This is a genomic window from Microbacterium sp. FG3 (assembly GCF_057809335.1).
The window spans coordinates 1-14,745 of sequence record NZ_JBMDJT010000005.1; the positions used below are offsets into that span (position 1 = coordinate 1).

Below are 14,745 nucleotides of genomic sequence, written 5' to 3' on the forward strand. Positions count from 1 at the left end.
GAACTCGTCCGTGTAGTTCTTCCTAGCCATCCCTTGGATTCTCGCTACCCCAGCATCGTGCTGGAATCAGCGTGTCCAAGATCAGGGGTCAAGCGCCGGGCTTCGTCAGCGGGGGAGGAGTTGCCGACGCAACTAGCGCTATTCGGCGACATCTGGTCAGACTTGCAACGGTGAGGATGCGAGGTAGGCAGCCGTGATGCGGCCAGCTACCTCATGCGGAACTTGCTCATCGTCAAGTAGGGATTCGGTCGTCGTGACGATGAGCTGCTGGACGAGCGAATGCGCTTCAAGATTGAGGTCCGTCGGGTCCGGCTCACCAGAACTGAGGTGTGCGTCATCGAACGTCGGCGCATACGCTCCTGCGAGCGTCGCCGAAGGATGGGCGTGCTTGGTCTCCTCACGCCACATCGCGTAGATGGACCATGCCTCCACATCCGTGGACTTCACTGCCGCGTCGAGCTTCCGCGCTTGCTCTTGGATCGCGCCTGTCTCGGCAGGATCGAGGATGAACTCATTCATCTCGGTGGGGTCGAACTCGGCCTGCTGGCCTACCTTCGCAAGATAGGCGAGCGTGCGGTTGGTGTCTTTGCGGTCTTTCGCGAGCATGGTGTCCACTGCCCGGCGTCGATCATCGCATGACAGGTCGCGCAACCAGTGCAGGCGCAATGCCGCCTCCAAGAAGAGGCGACGGTTCGGTGCTGCGGAGGCAGACATGCCGTTTGCGGTTAACACAGCCACGGTCCGGCTTTGAGCGAACGCGGCGCGGCAGAGGCCGACGACAACCTGCGGCACGCGATTTCCTAGCCGGAAGCTACTGAGATCGACTGACAGCACGGCTTCCGCTGTCCGTCGAACCGTCTCCGCGTTCTTCAAATAGGTCGGCCGCGCGCGTTCGGCCGACCGCACCTTCTTCGCACGACGACCGCTCATGAGTCTGCGCCGGGGCGGGGCCCCGTTTCCGAGTTGAGCATGTGGCCGCGCCGGTTGAGAAGCTTGGCGAGCACGCTGAGCGTGTAGCCAGTGAACCGAACCAGCTCGGCGAACGATTCCGAGTCCGCCTCTACGTAGGTCCAACCGCCGTACGGCCCAGTGCCTGAGGTGCGCGCTCCAGCGCGCATCACCGTAAAGAGTTGTGCGTGAGCATGAGCCGAGCACAGTGCCCATAGTCTGTAAAACTTGCTCCCCGCGCCTGGAACGAAGCGGCTTGCCTTGTCCGGGAGGGATGAGGGGTCCACCGCTCTCCTGATTTGCGCAGGGTTGAAGCCCATGCGCTCGCAAACCTCGCCGATGATGCGGTCGAGCCCCGAGTTCACCTGCTCGGCGAAGGGGTCAGGATGGCCGACGCGGTTGATGCGCTGAATGTACCGATTCGCCTGCTCGTGCTCCGTCGCAAGGAGCTTCGTGGCGTTCTTGATGCGTTCACGGCTGTCGTCCGGGCCGAGTATCCAGATGGCAGCAGCGAGGGACTCCAGGATGGGACGAAACAGCGTGTAATCGCTATACAGACTCAGCCAGAGCTGGGGGTCACCGTCGTGACCACCGGTCTTGTCCACCCACGCCTGGAGGTGGTCCACGATAGCCGCCACGAAGCCGTCCACAATGCTGACCGGGACGATGTCACTTCCTGAGCGCTCGGCGTCGCCCGCCGCGTCGGAGCCGGGAGCGACGAACCGGTGTGACGAGTAGACCTGAGCGGCGAACCTGCGCATGCCTTCACGGGCGCTGATGATGAGACGATCAGCCTCTGAGGCTTGCATCGTCACCGGCTCACCGAGAGGTGTTACCGGTTCTGTAACCGTGCCGACGCGTTCGACGATGGCATCTCGCAGTGCGCTCATGGCTTCGTCCTCAGATGACCCGAACCGGCGGACCATCTGAACGTCTCCACCATCGAGTGGACGCACGCGGGCGTAAGCTACGAAGCTGCCTCGCGATGCGAGTGCTTCGCTCGTCGGATTCACTGACAGGCGTCCGTGGGTCCCGGGCTGGAGGGGCGTAGCGTGCTGCACGCTTAGACTCTATGGGGAGTCCCGACGTGCTCGATTGAACGCTCGGCCTAGGGGGTTGGTCAGGTCGGAATGTGTCATGAGTTCCTGCTTGCGCGGCTCGTAGACGTGACTTCGACTTATCCGAGAACGCGTGTTACGCGTATCGTGCGCCCTGGGTGCGCCCTGGTGTTTCAAGATCCGCGGAAGTACTTGGCAAAATGAGCATAATCATCTGCTTTGCAAGCAGGATGTCAGGAGTTCGAATCTCCTAGGCTCCACAACCAGCAGAGCGCCGTCCCGAAGGGGCGGTGCTCTGCTGCATATCGGGCCGGTTCACTTGCCGTTGCGCTCGGCCTCCGCCAGCTCGGGGTCCAGCATGTGAAGCCTTCCCAGCGGCATGGCCTTCCCCTGCTCCGCGAGTTCTGCGCTCATGAACCCCCGGTCCACCAGGATGTCCAGGATGCGAGCGCGGATCGCGAGCAGACGGGCGGACCTTGGCGCCTGCGGACTCGGTCATCGCTCGGCTCCCGCCGACGCAGCGCCGGCATTCGACGGTCTGGCGCCGATGCGGGGAGGGGCGGCGGTGGCGACTCGGGGCATGGACCCAGTATCTCGAACCCGGGTTCACCCGGACGACGATCGCGGGCGGCAGCCGACCCGTGCGGCGGGGGTGCGGCGCGGACGTAGGATCGTCTGGTGCCCGATCTGGATCTGCTGACGCTGATCCTGCTGATCCTCGCCGGGTTCGCCGCCGGCTGGGTGGACGCCGTCGTCGGGGGCGGTGGCCTCATCCAGCTGCCCGCGCTCCTGCTCGTGCCGGGCATCTCGCCGCTGCAGGCGCTGGCGACGAACAAGGTCGCGAGCATCATGGGCACGTCGGTGGCGGCGGTCACGTACGCGCGTCGCCTCAAGCCGGATCCGCGAACGGCCGCGCCGCTCGCGATCACGGCGCTGGCGGGCGCGATCCTCGGCGCGATGCTGGCCACCTTCATCCCGGACGACGCCTTCACGCCGATCATCCTCGTCGTGCTCATCGGCGTGGGCGCGTTCACCGTCCTGAAGCCCAAGATGGGCGTGCACACCGTGCAGCGCTGGCACGGGTGGCGCCACATCGTCGCGGCCATGGCGATCGGCCTCGGGATCGGGCTCTACGACGGCGCCCTCGGGCCGGGCACGGGATCGTTCTTCGTCATTCTGCTCGTGAGCGTGCTCGGCTACGCCTTCATGCCGGCCTCGGCGCTCGGCAAGATCGCCAACTTCTGCACCAACCTGGGCGCGCTCGTGTTCTTCATCCCCGCCGGTCACGTGCTCTGGCCGCTGGGGCTCGCGGTGGGCGCCGCGAACCTCGCGGGCGGCTACCTCGGCGCGCGCATGGCCATGTCGAAGGGGTCGCGCTTCGTGCGTGTGGTCTTCATCGTCGTCGTCGGGGCGCTCATCGTGAAGCTGTCGTGGGACCTGATCTCCGGCGCCTGATCCGGCCGGGACGCCCCGGCACCCAGGGATGAGAGGATCGGACGCATGCGCGACGCATGGGTGGACGAGGCGATCCGGCTGCTCGAGGCCGACGCGAACCGCAGCGCCGACACGCACCTGCACGTGTTCCCGCTGCCGGCCGAGTGGGGCATCGACCTCTACCTGAAGGACGAATCGGTCCACCCCACCGGCTCGCTCAAGCACCGCCTGGCGCGCTCGCTCATCCTGTACGGCCTCGTCAACGGGCGGATCGGCCCGCGCACCACGCTCGTCGAGGCGTCGAGCGGATCGACGGCGGTGTCGGAGGCGTACTTCGCCCGCATGCTCGGTCTGGAGTTCGTCGCCGTGATGCCGCGCACGACGAGCCCCGAGAAGATCGAGCTGATCGAGCACTACGGCGGCCGCTGCCACTTCGTCGACGTGCCGAGCGCGATGTACACCGAGGCCGAGCGCCTCGCGGCCGAGTGCGGCGGGCACTACCTCGACCAGTTCACCTACGCCGAGCGGGCCACCGACTGGCGCGGCAACAACAACATCGCCGAGAGCGTCTTCCAGCAGCTCTCGGCCGAGCGCTACCCGGTGCCGACGTGGATCGTCGTGGGCGCCGGCACGGGCGGGACGAGCGCGACCTTCGGGCGCTACGTGCGCTACCGCCGCCACCCGACGAGGGTCGCCGTCGTCGACCCCGAGAACTCCGCGTTCTACGGCGGATGGCAGACCGGGGCGAGCGACCACGCCACGGGCCTGCCGAGCCGCATCGAGGGGATCGGGCGGCCGCGCGTGGAGCCCTCGTTCGTCCCCAGCGTGATCGACGAGATGATCCGGGTGCCCGACGCGGCCTCGCTCGCCGCGATCCGCCTGCTCCGCGAGCGCACGCGGCGGTGGGCGGGCGGATCGACCGGCACCAACCTGTGGGGCGCGTTCGAGCTCATCGCCCGCATGCGCCGCGCGGGGGAGCGCGGCAGCGTCGTCACGCTCATCTGCGACGCCGGTGACCGCTACGCCCACACGTACTACGACGACGACTGGGTCGCGGCGCAGGGCTTCGACCTCGCCCCGCACCGGGCCCGGATGGACCGCTTCCTCGAGACGGGCGACTGGTCCTGACGCCGGATCGGTAATGTGGGCGGATGGACCTGCGTGTCGCCGCCTACGCCGTCGTCACCGATGACGCCGGCCGCGTGCTGCTCTCCCGATGGATCGACGGATCCAAGCCTGCCTGGACGATGCCGGGCGGCGGCATGGAGCCCGGCGAGCACCCCGAGGAGACCGTGCGACGCGAGGTCCGCGAGGAGACGGGCTACGAGGTCGAGGTCGGCAACCTGCTGGGGGTCGATTCGCACGTGATCCCCGCGCGGCGGCGGATCCACGGCGACGCGCCGCTGCAGGCGCTGCGGATCGTGTACCGCGCCCGCATCGTGGGCGGCCATCTCGCCCACGAGATCGACGGGTCCACCGACATGGCCGAGTGGTTCCCCCTCGACGCGGTGCGCGGGCTGGAGCGGACCTCGCTCGTCGGGTACGGCCTGCGCGTAGCCGGGCTCGGGCACTGAGGGCCCCGCCGGCCAGCCGATACGCTGAAGCGATGAACAGCCGCCTGCTCCTCGTCAACGGCCCCAGCCTCAACCTGCTCGGCACGCGCGAGCCGGAGGTCTACGGCACCGCGACGCTCGACGACGTCGTGGCGCTGACGACGCGCACGGCCGGCGAGCTGGGGTTCGAGGTGCGCGCCGTGCAGAGCAACCACGAGGGCGTGCTGATCGACGCGATCCACGCCGCGCGCGCCGACTGCGACGCGATCGTCATCAACCCCGGGGCCTTCACCCACACGTCCGTCGCGCTGCGCGACGCCCTCACGGGGGTGGCGCTGCCGTTCGCCGAGGTGCACCTGTCGAACGTGCACGCGCGCGAGCCGTTCCGCCACCACTCCTACCTGTCGGACGTGGCCTCGTGCGTGATCGTGGGCGCCGGCATCCAGGGCTACGAGTTCGCGGTGCGCCGCCTGGCCGCGGTCGTCACCGCCTGATCCACGCGCGAGACAGCAACTGTGCGCCGAGACAGTGGCGTCTGCACGCGGTCTCGGCGCGCGGATGCTGTCTCGCTGAGGGACGGCGAGGTCAGGCGCGGAGCTCGTCGATCGGGTCGGTGATGTCGGCGACCGTTGCGCCGTAGGCATCGAGCAGGGCGTCGGCGTCGACGTACATGGTCCAGCCGTGGGCGCCGGCGCCCATCGACACGCGCTTGCCGCGCATCCGCTCGTCGGCGTAGACGGGCCAGGCGGTCGTCGAGCCGAGCGGGACGATCGTGCCGCGCTCGTACCCCGTGGCCCGCAGTGCGAGGTCCGCCTCGGGCAGGCGCAACCGGTTCACCCCGATGAGGGCCCGCAGCTTGGGCCAGGAGATCGCGCGATCGCCGGGCACGAGCGCGAAGTAGTACTCGTCGCCCTTGCCCTTGACGACGAGGGTCTTGACGATGTCGCCGGGGGTGATGCCGCGCAGCGCGGCCGCCTCCTCGAGCGATGCGGCGCGCGGGCTCTCGACCACCTCGATCTCGAGCCCGCGCTCGGCCGCCGCGGCGCGCACGCGCGCCGTCGGATCGTCGTGGGTCACGCGTCGGGCGCGGACAGCGGGTCGTCGGCGACCCAGAGCTCGTCGTCGGCGCGCAGGGTCTGCCAGGCGGCGACGAGGATGCCGATCGCGGCGGCGGCGCCGAGCACGAGCGCGATGACCGGGCCCGCGCTCTTCTTCTTCGGCACGACCACGGGCTTGCCGGTCAGCTTGAGGCGCGTCTCGTTCGCCGCGTCCCAGGCGCCCATCGCCTTGCCCACGACGGAGCCGACGACCGGCACGACCTTCGAGTCCACCACGCGCTTGGTCGTGGTCATGCCCTGCTCGACATACGGGCGGGCCTTCTGGACGTACGGGTCGACGACCTCGTGGTACTTCGCCTGCGCGGCGGGCACGACCTTCTGGCGGCCGAACACGCTGGCCTGGCGCCCCGCTTCGCGCGCGACGTGCGCGGCCCGCTGCGCCAGCACCTGCTGGTCCTCCCACAGCTCCGCTGCCGTCTTCTGGAGCCTGCGAAGCTCCTTCTTCTGCTTCCTGCTGGGGCTGATGCTCACGGTCGCCCTCCATCTGCGTGGCGGTCTGGTTTCCCTCATCTTGCCATGCGGGCGCCGCGTCGGCAGAGGCTTCACGGAACTCTGAGAGAATGGCATCATGCCCCAGCACACCGCCGTCGCGACCATCCACACCAACCACGGCGACATCGTCGTCAACCTCTTCGGCGATCACGCGCCCAAGACGGTCCAGAACTTCATCGGCCTGTCCGACGGATCCGGTGAGTGGACCGATCCGCGCACGGGCGCCAAGGGCGAGGGCCCGCTGTACAAGGACGTCATCTTCCACCGCATCATCCCCGGCTTCATGATCCAGGGCGGCGACCCGCTCGGGCTGGGCTCAGGCGGCCCCGGCTACGCGTTCGACGACGAGATCCACCCGGAGCTGGCCTTCACCGAGCCCTACCTGCTCGCGATGGCGAACGCGGGCAAGCGCCCGAACGCGTTCGGCAAGCTGTCGGGCACGAACGGCTCGCAGTTCTTCATCACGACCGACCCGACGCCGTGGCTGACCGGCAAGCACACGATCTTCGGCGCCGTCGCCGACGAGGACTCCAAGCGGGTCGTCGACGCGATCGCCGCCGTGCCGACCGGCGCGCATGACCGCCCGACCTCGGACGTCGTCATCTCGTCGATCGACATCGCCGCGGTCTGACCGGGCAGCGGCGGGCGTGAGGACCCTCGGATGACGACGCCGGACTTCGCGCGCAACCGCGACAACTTCTGCTACCGGCACCCGGCCAGGCAGAGCTTCGTGCTGTGCCAGCGGTGCGCGCGCACCATCTGCGGTGAGTGCCAGACGCCCGCCGCCGTCGGCGTCATCTGCCCCGTGTGCCTCGCCGAGCAGCGCCGAGCCCACACGCCCGCGCAGAAGCGCGCCCGCCGCCGCTGGGGCCGCGGCGGCTCGGCGGTCGCGGCGTCGACCGGCGGCGACACCCGCGGCATGATGTGGATCTTCATCCTCACCGCCGTCGCGTTCCTCGTCGACTGGGCGGGGCGCACGGTGGGGTTCGCGCTGAGCCAATGGCTCGACTTCGCGGCGCCGTTGGTGTACCCGCAGTCCGGCTACTTCCAGCCGTGGCGCGTCGTGACCGTCGCGCTCACGCACGCGAGCTTCATGCACGTCTTCCTCAACATGCTGTCGCTGTGGATGATCGGGCGGGTGCTCGAGCCGATGCTCGGGACGGCGCGCTTCGTGACGACGTACGTGCTGTGCGCCGCGGGCGGCTCGGCGGCGGTGGCGCTGCTGTCGTTCGACACGCCCGTGGTCGGGGCGTCCGGCGCGGTGTTCGGCCTGTTCGGCGCGCTCATCGTGATCGCCCGCCACATCGGCGCGAACATGACGGGCATGCTCATCGTGCTGGGCATCAACCTCGTGCTCGGCTTCATCCCGGGGGCGGGCATCTCGTGGCAGTCGCACGTGGGCGGCCTGCTCGTCGGCGCGCTCATCGGGCTCGTCTTCACCCGCACGCGGCGGGCCGACCAGCAGGTGCGCCAGCGCGTGCTGCTCGGCGTCATCGCGGCGGGCATCGTCGCGGTCTTCTTCGTGCCCCCGCTGCTCGGATTCCCCGTCCTCACCTGACGCCGCTCGGAGCCGATCGACCCGTTGTCCACCGGCTCCTCCACGGGCTGTCCACGGATCGGCGGAGTTCTCCCCGGAGTTATCCACAGATTCCTCCACACTGGGGAGAACTACACCCGTGTCATTCGTCCTGGCGGGCGGTTGCCGCGGCGCGCGCTCTCCACAGGTCTTCCCACAGCTGTGGGAAGAATCACAACGGTGTGATTCGCCGGTCGTCTGCCGAGGAACGAGAGAACCCCGCCTCGGGGGCGGGGTTCTGTCGGCCGGCGTCAGCGCCAGCGTGTGGTCATGAGGAAGCCGATGAAGGCGATCCCGAAGCCGATGAGCAGGTTCAGGGCGCCGATGTCGGGGATCGGGTAGGCCTGGCTCGAGAGGTAGAACACGAGGATCCACACCAGCCCGAGCAGCATGAACCCGATCATCACCGGCTTGAACCAGACCGGATTCGGGCCGGGCTCGCCGACGGGGCGCTCGGGGGTCTCGTCGTCGCTCTTGCGTGCCATGCGGAAAGTCTACTGGGCCGGGGCGCCATCCCTAGACTGGGCACGTGAGCACCGTGGCAGAGCCACTCCGCGCGCCGCGCCCTCCGCGCCGCGTCTCGGTGACGGGCGTGCTCGGCGAGCTCCTGCTGACGGCCGGCGTCGTGCTGCTGCTGTACGTGGTGTGGCAGCTGTGGATCGGCGATGTCATCTACGGCGCCGAGCGCAACGCGCAGGGCGCCGAGCTCGCGCAGGAATGGGAGGCGGGCGACCCGCCGGCGCCGCCGCCGGTCGTCGCCGATCCCGACACGGGCGCGCCGGTGTTCGCGCCCCCGGCGCTGCCCGAGCCGGCCGATGGCGAGCGGTTCGGAGTGATGCACGTGCCGCGCTGGGGGGACGACTACCTCATGCCGATGGCGGGCGGCGTGACGCGGCCCGTCACGCTCGACCCGATCGGCATCGGGCACTACCCGGGAACGGAGATGCCGGGGCAGATCGGCAACTTCGCGCTGGCGGGCCACCGCACCACGTTCGGCAAGCCCTTCGCCGACATCGCATCGCTGCGTGTGGGCGATGCGATCGTCGTGGAGACGGAGGAGGGGTGGTTCACCTACCGGTTCCGCACGCTCGAGTACGTGCGCCCCGACGAGGTGGACGTGCTGCTGGACGTGCCGCAGGCCCCGGAGGCACCGGCGGACGAGGCGTACATCACGCTGACGGCGTGCTCGCCGCGGTACTCGCTCGCGGAGCGGATCATCGCCTACGGGGTGTTCGAGTCGTTCCAGCCGCGCGCCGAGGGCGAGCCGGCCTCGCTCACCGAGGCGGTCGCCTGATGTACGGCGCACTGTGGCGCGTGCTGCCCGGGCCGTGGTGGGTGCGGGTGCTCATCCTGCTCGTGCTCGCGGCGCTCGCGCTGTACGGGCTGTTCTTCCACATCTTCCCGTGGGTCGCCGCGACGTTCGTGCCGGACGACGGCGTCATCGACGCCCTCTCGTTCGCGACGTGATCCGAGGCCGGCTCACTCGCCCGTGCAGTAGAACAGCTGCACGGCCGAGTGGATGTCGACCTCGCCGGGGGCCGGCTGCTGGCGGCTGACCTGCGGATCGTCCGCCGATCCCGGGCATCCCGGATCCCCCACCGGCTCCGGCGACAGCCCCAGCTGCTCGAGATCGCGGCTGGCCGCATCGAGGGTGAACCCGCTGTAGTCCACGATCGCCACGCGACCGGTCGCCACCACGAGCGAGACGCGCGTGCCGACGGCGAGCTCGTCGCCCTCGTCCGCATCCGCCTCGAGCACGGTGCCGGCGGCGGCCTGCGGGTCGTTGCGCGGCGTGATCGTGCCGACCGACAGTCCGGCCTCCTCCAGCGCGGCGCGCGCCTCCGCTTCGCTCGTGCCGACCAGCGCGGGCACGGCGGCGAGCTCCTGGCCGTCCGACACGACCACGTCGATCCGCTGCCCGGGCGCCACAGACTCGCCCGCTTCGGGATCGGTGCGGATGACCACGCCCTCCGGGACGGTCTCGCTCGGCTCCTCGGTGCGGATGGGCTCGAGATCGAGCGCCTCGAGATCCTCGATCGCCCGATCGGCGGCGAGGCCCGCGACCTCGGGCACGACCCGCGCGCCCGCCGGCACCGCCGGGATGGGCCGGATGGCGAGCACCCAGATGAGCACGGAGATCAGCAGCACGGCCAGGAGCGCGACGCCGGCCCAGATCCACGCCACCGGCGGCCCGGACTGCGTGCGCGTCATCGTGGTGTCGGTGCTGAGCTGGCGCAGCGAGCGGGCCGTCTCCTGCGCCTGGCGGGGGTTGGGGCCGTACAGCGTGTTCGTGAGCGACGTGATGGCGCGCTTGGACGGCTCGCGGCCGCTGGATGCCTCCGCGAGCGCGGCGCGGAAGGAGGCGGCGTCGGGGTAGCGCTGATACGGATCCTTCGCGAGGGCGCGCAGCACGATGGCATCGAGCGCGCGCGGGGCGTCGGGATTGTGCTCCGACGGCTTGACCGGCGTCTCGCTGACGTGCTGATACGCGACGGCGACGGGGGACTCCCCCCGGAACGGCGGCCTCCCGGCGACGAGCTCGTAGAGCACCACGCCGGCGGAGTAGAGGTCGGCGCGCGCGTCGACGGGCTCGCCCTTGGCCTGCTCGGGCGAGAAGTAGGCGGCCGTGCCCAGGATCTGCGTGGTCTCGGCGACCGTCGAGGAGCTGTCGGAGACGGCCCTGGCGATGCCGAAGTCCATCACCTTGACCTGACCGGCCGGCGTCACCATGACGTTCGCGGGCTTGATGTCGCGGTGGATCACGCCGGCCCGATGCGAGTACTCGAGCGCCTCGAGGATGCCGTCGACGTAGCGGGCCGCGTCGGCGGGCGGCACGGGGCCGCGGGCGATGATGTCGCGCAGCAGCGTGCCCTGCACCAGCTCCATGACGATGTACGGCGTGTGGAAGGTGCGCGAGCCCTCGGTCTCGACCTCCTCGCCCGCGTCGAACACGCGCACGATCGAGGGGTGCGCCATGCGCGACGCGGCCTGCGCCTCGAGCCGGAACCGCGTGCGGAAGGTGCTGTCGGAGGCGAGATCCCGCTTCAGGATCTTGATGGCGACCGCCCTGTCGAGCGTCTCGTCGTACCCGCGGTGCACCCGGGCCATCCCGCCCTCGCCGATCAGCTCCTCGACGCGATAGCGCCCGGCGAGGACGCGGGTCTCAGACGGCACAGATGACTCCCGGGGTCGGTGATCAGTTCAGAATATCCGAGGCCCCTCCCGCCGAGCCGAGAGGCCCGTGGGAGAGGCGCGGGGGCGATCAGCCCTGACCCTGCTCGCCTCCCGCCTCGGGGCTCGTGGTCGGGGTCGGCGCGGGCTCGGGCTGCTCGGCGCCGCTGACCACCTGGCTTCCCGACGGCGACGCGGCCGACTCGCGGTCGCCGCAGAGGGCCGTGTAGCTCGCCGAGACCGACGACGCGGCGGGGCCCGTCACGTTGATCTGCGCCTGCGTCACGTCGGCGCCGAACATGCGCGACGTCGACCCGTCGTCGACGAACGTGGCGCCCTGGTGCAGCGTCACGGCGTAGCCCGTGAGCGACCCGGCGCCGCTCGGGCACTGGTAGTAGTCCCAGTACACGGTGCTCTGAGTGCCCGTGGTGACGGTCTCCGGGAAGCGGGGACCGCTGCCCGGCGCCGGGATCGCGACCATGTCGCCGTAGACGGTGAGCGTGATGGTGCTGCCCTCCGGCACGACGCCGCGCGGGTCGACGCTGTAGATGCGGCCGACCTCGTCCTGGGTGGCCGCGGCGTTGCCCGTGGGGCAGTTCACCTGGAAGTCGCCCTCGGCGCCCAGCAGCGAGGTCGCCTCGTCGCACGTGCGGCCGTTCAGCTGCAGCGCGTCGATGTCGACCCCCGTGGGAGTCGGGGTCGAGGTGGTGCGTGTGGGGGTGGGGCGCGGGGCGCTGCTGCTGGGGGTCGACGGATCGGCCGAGGGCTCGTCGTCCTGGTTGGCGAACAGCGCGATGAGCGTTCCGACCACCGCGATCAGCAGCAGCGCGATGAGCGCGACGAGCGGCCACGTCCAGGGGCTGCGCTTCTTCTTCTGCGGCGTCTCCTCGACGACCTCCTCGTCGGTGGCGACGGGCAGCGGCGAGGTCGCGGGGATCAGCTGCGTGGTGCCGTCGCCGGCGGTGCCCAGCAGCTGCGTGAAGCCCTCGTCGGCCAGGGCGCCGGCGGTCGCGATGGCCGGCACGGCGGCCGCGGCGGCCGCCACGTCGCCGCGGCGCAGGGCGGTGCAGGCGCGCGAGACGGCGGCGGCCGAGGCCGGACGGTCCTCCGGCTTCTTCGCGATCATCGTCATCACGAGGTTCTGCACCGGCTGCGGGATGTCGGCGGGCAGCGGCGGCGGCGCGTCGTTGATCTGCGCCATCGCGATGGCCACCTGCGACTCGCCCGTGAAGGGGCGCTTCCCGGCCAGCGACTCGTACGCCACGATGCCGAGCGAGTAGATGTCGGTGGCGGGGCTCGCCTGGTGGCCCGAGGCCTGCTCGGGCGAGAGGTACTGCACGGTGCCCATCACCTGGCCGGTCGCCGTCAGCGGCACCTGGTCGGCGATGCGGGCGATGCCGAAGTCGGTGATCTTCACGCGCCCGTCGGGGGTGATGAGCAGGTTGCCCGGTTTGATGTCGCGGTGCACGAGGCCCGCGGCGTGCGCGGCCTGCAGCGCGGCGGCGGTCTGGCCGACGATGTCGAGCGTGCGCTCGGGCGGCAGCGACGTCTCGCGCTCGAGGATGGTCGAGAGCGCCTCGCCCGGCACGAGCTCCATGACGAGGAACGCCGATCCGGCCTCCTCGCCGTAGTCGAAGACGCTCGCGATGCCCTCGTGGTTCACGAGCGCCGCGTGGCGGGCCTCGGCGCGGAAGCGCTCGAGGAAGCCGGGGTCGCCCATGTACTCGTCCTTGAGGATCTTGATGGCGACGGTCCGTCCGATGACGTGATCCGTGGCCTCCCAGACCTCGCCCATGCCGCCGATCGCGATCCGCGAGCTGAGCTCGTAGCGTCCGCCGAACGTCACTCCCTGCGTTGGCCTCATCAGTCCAGCACCGCCTCCATGACCTTCTTCGCGATGGGTGCCGCGATCGTGTTACCCATGCCCGACTGACCCTGGCCACCGCCGGCCTCCACGACGACGGCGACCGCGACCTGCGGATCGTCCGCCGGCGCGAATCCGGTGAACCAGAGGGAGTAGGGATCGTCCCCGTCGTTCTCGGCCGTGCCCGTCTTCCCGGCCACCTCGACGCCGTCTATTCTTGCATTCGACGCGGCCCCGTCCGAGACATTCCGGACCATCATGTCCACCAGGGCATCCGCGATCTCCGGGTCCATCGCCTCGCCGAACACCGTCGGGTCCCAGCTCTGCTGCACCGACAGGTCGTCGCCGACCACCTGATCGACCATCCAGGGGTTCATCACGACGCCCCCGTTGGCGATGCCCGCCGAGACGAGCGCCATCTGCAGCGGCGTGGCGATGAGCGGACCCTGGCCGAAGCCGGTGAGCCCCGTCTGGTCGTCGCTGAGCGCGCTCGTCGGGTAGACCGACGGCGTCGCCGGCAGCGGCAGCAGGAACTCGTGGTTGAAGCCGAACCGCTCCGCCTGCTGGCGGATCGCCTCGTCGCCGAGCTCGATCGCGAGCTCGGCCATCGGGATGTTGCAGCTGAGCCGCAGCGCGTCGGCGAGCGTGACCGTCTCGCCGGGCCCGCACGCCCCGCCGCCGGCGTTGCGGATGGACGTGGAGGTGCCGGGCAGCGTGAAGGAGGTGGGGTTCGGGAACGTGGAGTCGGCCGTGTACTCGCCCGACTCGAGCGCCGCCGCCGCGACCACGAGCTTGAACGTGGAGCCGGGGGGATTGAGGTTGCCGCCGATGGCGCGGTTCTGGAGCGGGTCGCCCGGGTCGTCGACGAGGGCCTGGAAGGTGGCGTTCACGGCCTGCGAGTCGTGGCCCGCCAGCTGGTTGGCGTCGTAGCTCGGGGTGCTCACCATGGCCAGCACGCGCCCGGTGGCGGGCTCGATCGCGAGGATGCCGCCCTGCAGGTCGCCGAGCGCCTCGTACGCCGCGCGCTGCACGTCGGGGTCGAGGCTCAGCTCCACGGACGAGCCGCGGGGGTCCTGGCCCGACAGGATCTGCTCGAGGCGCGAGAAGAAGGCCGAATCGGCGTTGCCCGCCAGCTCCTGGCTCATCGCCTCCTCGATGCCTCGCGCGGACTGGAGCACCGGGTTGATGTAGCCCGTGACCGGCGCCCACATGGGCGAGTCGACGTACTGGCGCTGCCACGCGTACAGGTCGCCGCTCGGCACCGAGGTGGCGATGCGCTGGCCGCCCGCCACGATCGCCCCGCGCTGCACCTCGTAGCTGTCGTACAGGGTGCGGCGGTTGTTCGGGTGGTCGTTGAGGGCGCCCACGTACACGAACTGCACCGCGCTCGTCGAGGCGAACAGCGCGATGAACATGAGGATCACGATGGTGGTGAGCCTGCGCAGCTCCTTGGTCATCGGATCCTCCGTTCGTCGAGCGGGCGCAGCGAGCCGAGACGGGCCGAGCGAGCGCAGCGAGTCGAGGTCACGAT

General features: G+C 70.2%; 16 protein-coding genes and 1 tRNA gene. 9 read left to right on the top strand and 8 right to left on the bottom strand.

The annotated features are described in order from the left end of the window. Nucleotides 1–156: 156 nt before the first annotated feature. Nucleotides 157–930: a hypothetical protein gene (locus tag ACODR5_RS02790; RefSeq protein ID WP_488982663.1), complete on the bottom strand. Its 774-nt coding sequence runs from the start codon at nt 928–930 to the stop codon at nt 157–159. Beyond that, on the bottom strand, nt 927–1,838 hold the full coding sequence (locus ACODR5_RS02795) for a hypothetical protein (protein WP_488982664.1): 912 nt from the start codon (nt 1,836–1,838) through the stop codon (nt 927–929). Before ACODR5_RS02795 ends, ACODR5_RS02790 begins: the two co-directional genes overlap by 4 nt. A gap of 352 nt (nt 1,839–2,190) precedes the next feature. Between ACODR5_RS02795 and ACODR5_RS02800 the strand changes: the two genes are divergently transcribed. From ACODR5_RS02800 to aroQ, 5 genes are all read left to right on the top strand, one after another. Then, nucleotides 2,191–2,266, top strand: a tRNA-Ala gene (locus ACODR5_RS02800). A 418-nt stretch (nt 2,267–2,684) separates the two neighbouring features. Further along, entirely contained in the window at nt 2,685–3,461 is a 777-nt protein-coding gene (locus ACODR5_RS02805) for a TSUP family transporter (RefSeq protein ID WP_488982665.1), read from the top strand. Nucleotides 3,462–3,506: 45 nt separating this feature from the next. Next, nucleotides 3,507–4,568: an L-cysteine desulfhydrase Cds1 gene (cds1, locus tag ACODR5_RS02810; protein ID WP_488982666.1), complete on the top strand. Its 1,062-nt coding sequence runs from the start codon at nt 3,507–3,509 to the stop codon at nt 4,566–4,568. A gap of 23 nt (nt 4,569–4,591) precedes the next feature. Beyond that, the gene (locus ACODR5_RS02815; RefSeq protein WP_449852974.1) at nt 4,592–5,014 is read left to right on the top strand and encodes an NUDIX hydrolase; all 423 of its coding nucleotides are present in this window, start codon (nt 4,592–4,594) and stop codon (nt 5,012–5,014) included. 32 nt (nt 5,015–5,046) lie between these two features. Then, entirely contained in the window at nt 5,047–5,487 is a 441-nt protein-coding gene (aroQ, locus tag ACODR5_RS02820; protein WP_460816055.1) for a type II 3-dehydroquinate dehydratase, read from the top strand. A 91-nt stretch (nt 5,488–5,578) separates the two neighbouring features. On the opposite strand, the gene ACODR5_RS02825 is transcribed toward aroQ, so the two are convergent. Both ACODR5_RS02825 and ACODR5_RS02830 read right to left on the bottom strand, forming a co-directional pair. Then, a complete protein-coding gene (locus ACODR5_RS02825) occupies nt 5,579–6,070 on the bottom strand; it encodes an aminoacyl-tRNA deacylase (protein WP_488982667.1) in 492 nt (163 codons plus the stop codon). Continuing rightward, on the bottom strand, nt 6,067–6,582 hold the full coding sequence (locus tag ACODR5_RS02830) for a DNA helicase (protein ID WP_460816052.1): 516 nt from the start codon (nt 6,580–6,582) through the stop codon (nt 6,067–6,069). Before ACODR5_RS02830 ends, ACODR5_RS02825 begins: the two co-directional genes overlap by 4 nt. 97 nt (nt 6,583–6,679) lie before the next feature. Here ACODR5_RS02830 and ACODR5_RS02835 point away from each other — a divergent pair, with 97 nt between their 5' ends. Beyond that, on the top strand, nt 6,680–7,234 hold the full coding sequence (locus ACODR5_RS02835; RefSeq protein WP_488982668.1) for a peptidylprolyl isomerase: 555 nt from the start codon (nt 6,680–6,682) through the stop codon (nt 7,232–7,234). 30 nt (nt 7,235–7,264) lie between these two features. Further along, nucleotides 7,265–8,161, top strand: a complete 897-nt coding sequence (locus ACODR5_RS02840) for a rhomboid family intramembrane serine protease (RefSeq protein WP_488982669.1) — start codon at nt 7,265–7,267, stop codon at nt 8,159–8,161. Nucleotides 8,162–8,430: 269 nt separating this feature from the next. Here ACODR5_RS02840 and ACODR5_RS02845 read toward each other — a convergent pair whose 3' ends face one another. Further along, nucleotides 8,431–8,664: a cell division protein CrgA gene (locus ACODR5_RS02845; RefSeq protein ID WP_449852980.1), complete on the bottom strand. Its 234-nt coding sequence runs from the start codon at nt 8,662–8,664 to the stop codon at nt 8,431–8,433. Nucleotides 8,665–8,708: 44 nt separating this feature from the next. Between ACODR5_RS02845 and ACODR5_RS02850 the strand changes: the two genes are divergently transcribed. Together ACODR5_RS02850 and ACODR5_RS02855 are read left to right on the top strand one after the other, a co-directional pair. Then, nucleotides 8,709–9,473 (top strand): class E sortase, encoded by a 765-nt coding sequence (locus ACODR5_RS02850; protein WP_460816045.1) that lies wholly within the window; start codon nt 8,709–8,711, stop codon nt 9,471–9,473. Beyond that, nucleotides 9,473–9,646 carry a hypothetical protein gene (locus tag ACODR5_RS02855; protein WP_449852982.1) on the top strand — a complete coding sequence of 58 codons (174 nt, stop codon included), beginning with the start codon at nt 9,473–9,475 and terminating at the stop codon, nt 9,644–9,646. Before ACODR5_RS02850 ends, ACODR5_RS02855 begins: the two co-directional genes overlap by 1 nt. Nucleotides 9,647–9,658: 12 nt before the next feature. Here the strand turns inward: ACODR5_RS02855 and pknB are convergent, their stop codons facing one another. The 3 genes from pknB to ACODR5_RS02870 form a co-directional block, all read right to left on the bottom strand. Further along, nucleotides 9,659–11,353: a Stk1 family PASTA domain-containing Ser/Thr kinase gene (gene pknB / locus ACODR5_RS02860; RefSeq protein ID WP_488982670.1), complete on the bottom strand. Its 1,695-nt coding sequence runs from the start codon at nt 11,351–11,353 to the stop codon at nt 9,659–9,661. Nucleotides 11,354–11,441: 88 nt separating this feature from the next. Continuing rightward, nucleotides 11,442–13,214: a serine/threonine protein kinase gene (locus ACODR5_RS02865; protein ID WP_488982671.1), complete on the bottom strand. Its 1,773-nt coding sequence runs from the start codon at nt 13,212–13,214 to the stop codon at nt 11,442–11,444. Further along, complete coding sequence (locus ACODR5_RS02870; protein WP_449852985.1) at nt 13,214–14,671, bottom strand: peptidoglycan D,D-transpeptidase FtsI family protein; 1,458 nt, start codon at nt 14,669–14,671, stop codon at nt 13,214–13,216. Before ACODR5_RS02870 ends, ACODR5_RS02865 begins: the two co-directional genes overlap by 1 nt. Nucleotides 14,672–14,745 lie beyond the last annotated feature (74 nt).

Bases quoted from the DNA above. Each gene is read 5' to 3' on its own strand.
- ACODR5_RS02790 (WP_488982663.1), bottom strand. From the start codon at position 930: ATGAGCGGTCGTCGTGCGAAGAAGGTGCGGTCGGCCGAACGCGCGCGG.
- ACODR5_RS02795 (WP_488982664.1), bottom strand. From the start codon at position 1,838: ATGAGCGCACTGCGAGATGCCATCGTCGAACGCGTCGGCACGGTTACA.
- cds1 (WP_488982666.1), top strand. From the start codon at position 3,507: ATGCGCGACGCATGGGTGGACGAGGCGATCCGGCTGCTCGAGGCCGAC.
- ACODR5_RS02815 (WP_449852974.1), top strand. From the start codon at position 4,592: ATGGACCTGCGTGTCGCCGCCTACGCCGTCGTCACCGATGACGCCGGC.
- aroQ (WP_460816055.1), top strand. From the start codon at position 5,047: ATGAACAGCCGCCTGCTCCTCGTCAACGGCCCCAGCCTCAACCTGCTC.
- ACODR5_RS02835 (WP_488982668.1), top strand. From the start codon at position 6,680: ATGCCCCAGCACACCGCCGTCGCGACCATCCACACCAACCACGGCGAC.
- ACODR5_RS02840 (WP_488982669.1), top strand. From the start codon at position 7,265: ATGACGACGCCGGACTTCGCGCGCAACCGCGACAACTTCTGCTACCGG.
- ACODR5_RS02845 (WP_449852980.1), bottom strand. From the start codon at position 8,664: ATGGCACGCAAGAGCGACGACGAGACCCCCGAGCGCCCCGTCGGCGAG.
- ACODR5_RS02855 (WP_449852982.1), top strand. From the start codon at position 9,473: ATGTACGGCGCACTGTGGCGCGTGCTGCCCGGGCCGTGGTGGGTGCGG.
- ACODR5_RS02865 (WP_488982671.1), bottom strand. From the start codon at position 13,214: ATGAGGCCAACGCAGGGAGTGACGTTCGGCGGACGCTACGAGCTCAGC.
- ACODR5_RS02870 (WP_449852985.1), bottom strand. From the start codon at position 14,671: ATGACCAAGGAGCTGCGCAGGCTCACCACCATCGTGATCCTCATGTTC.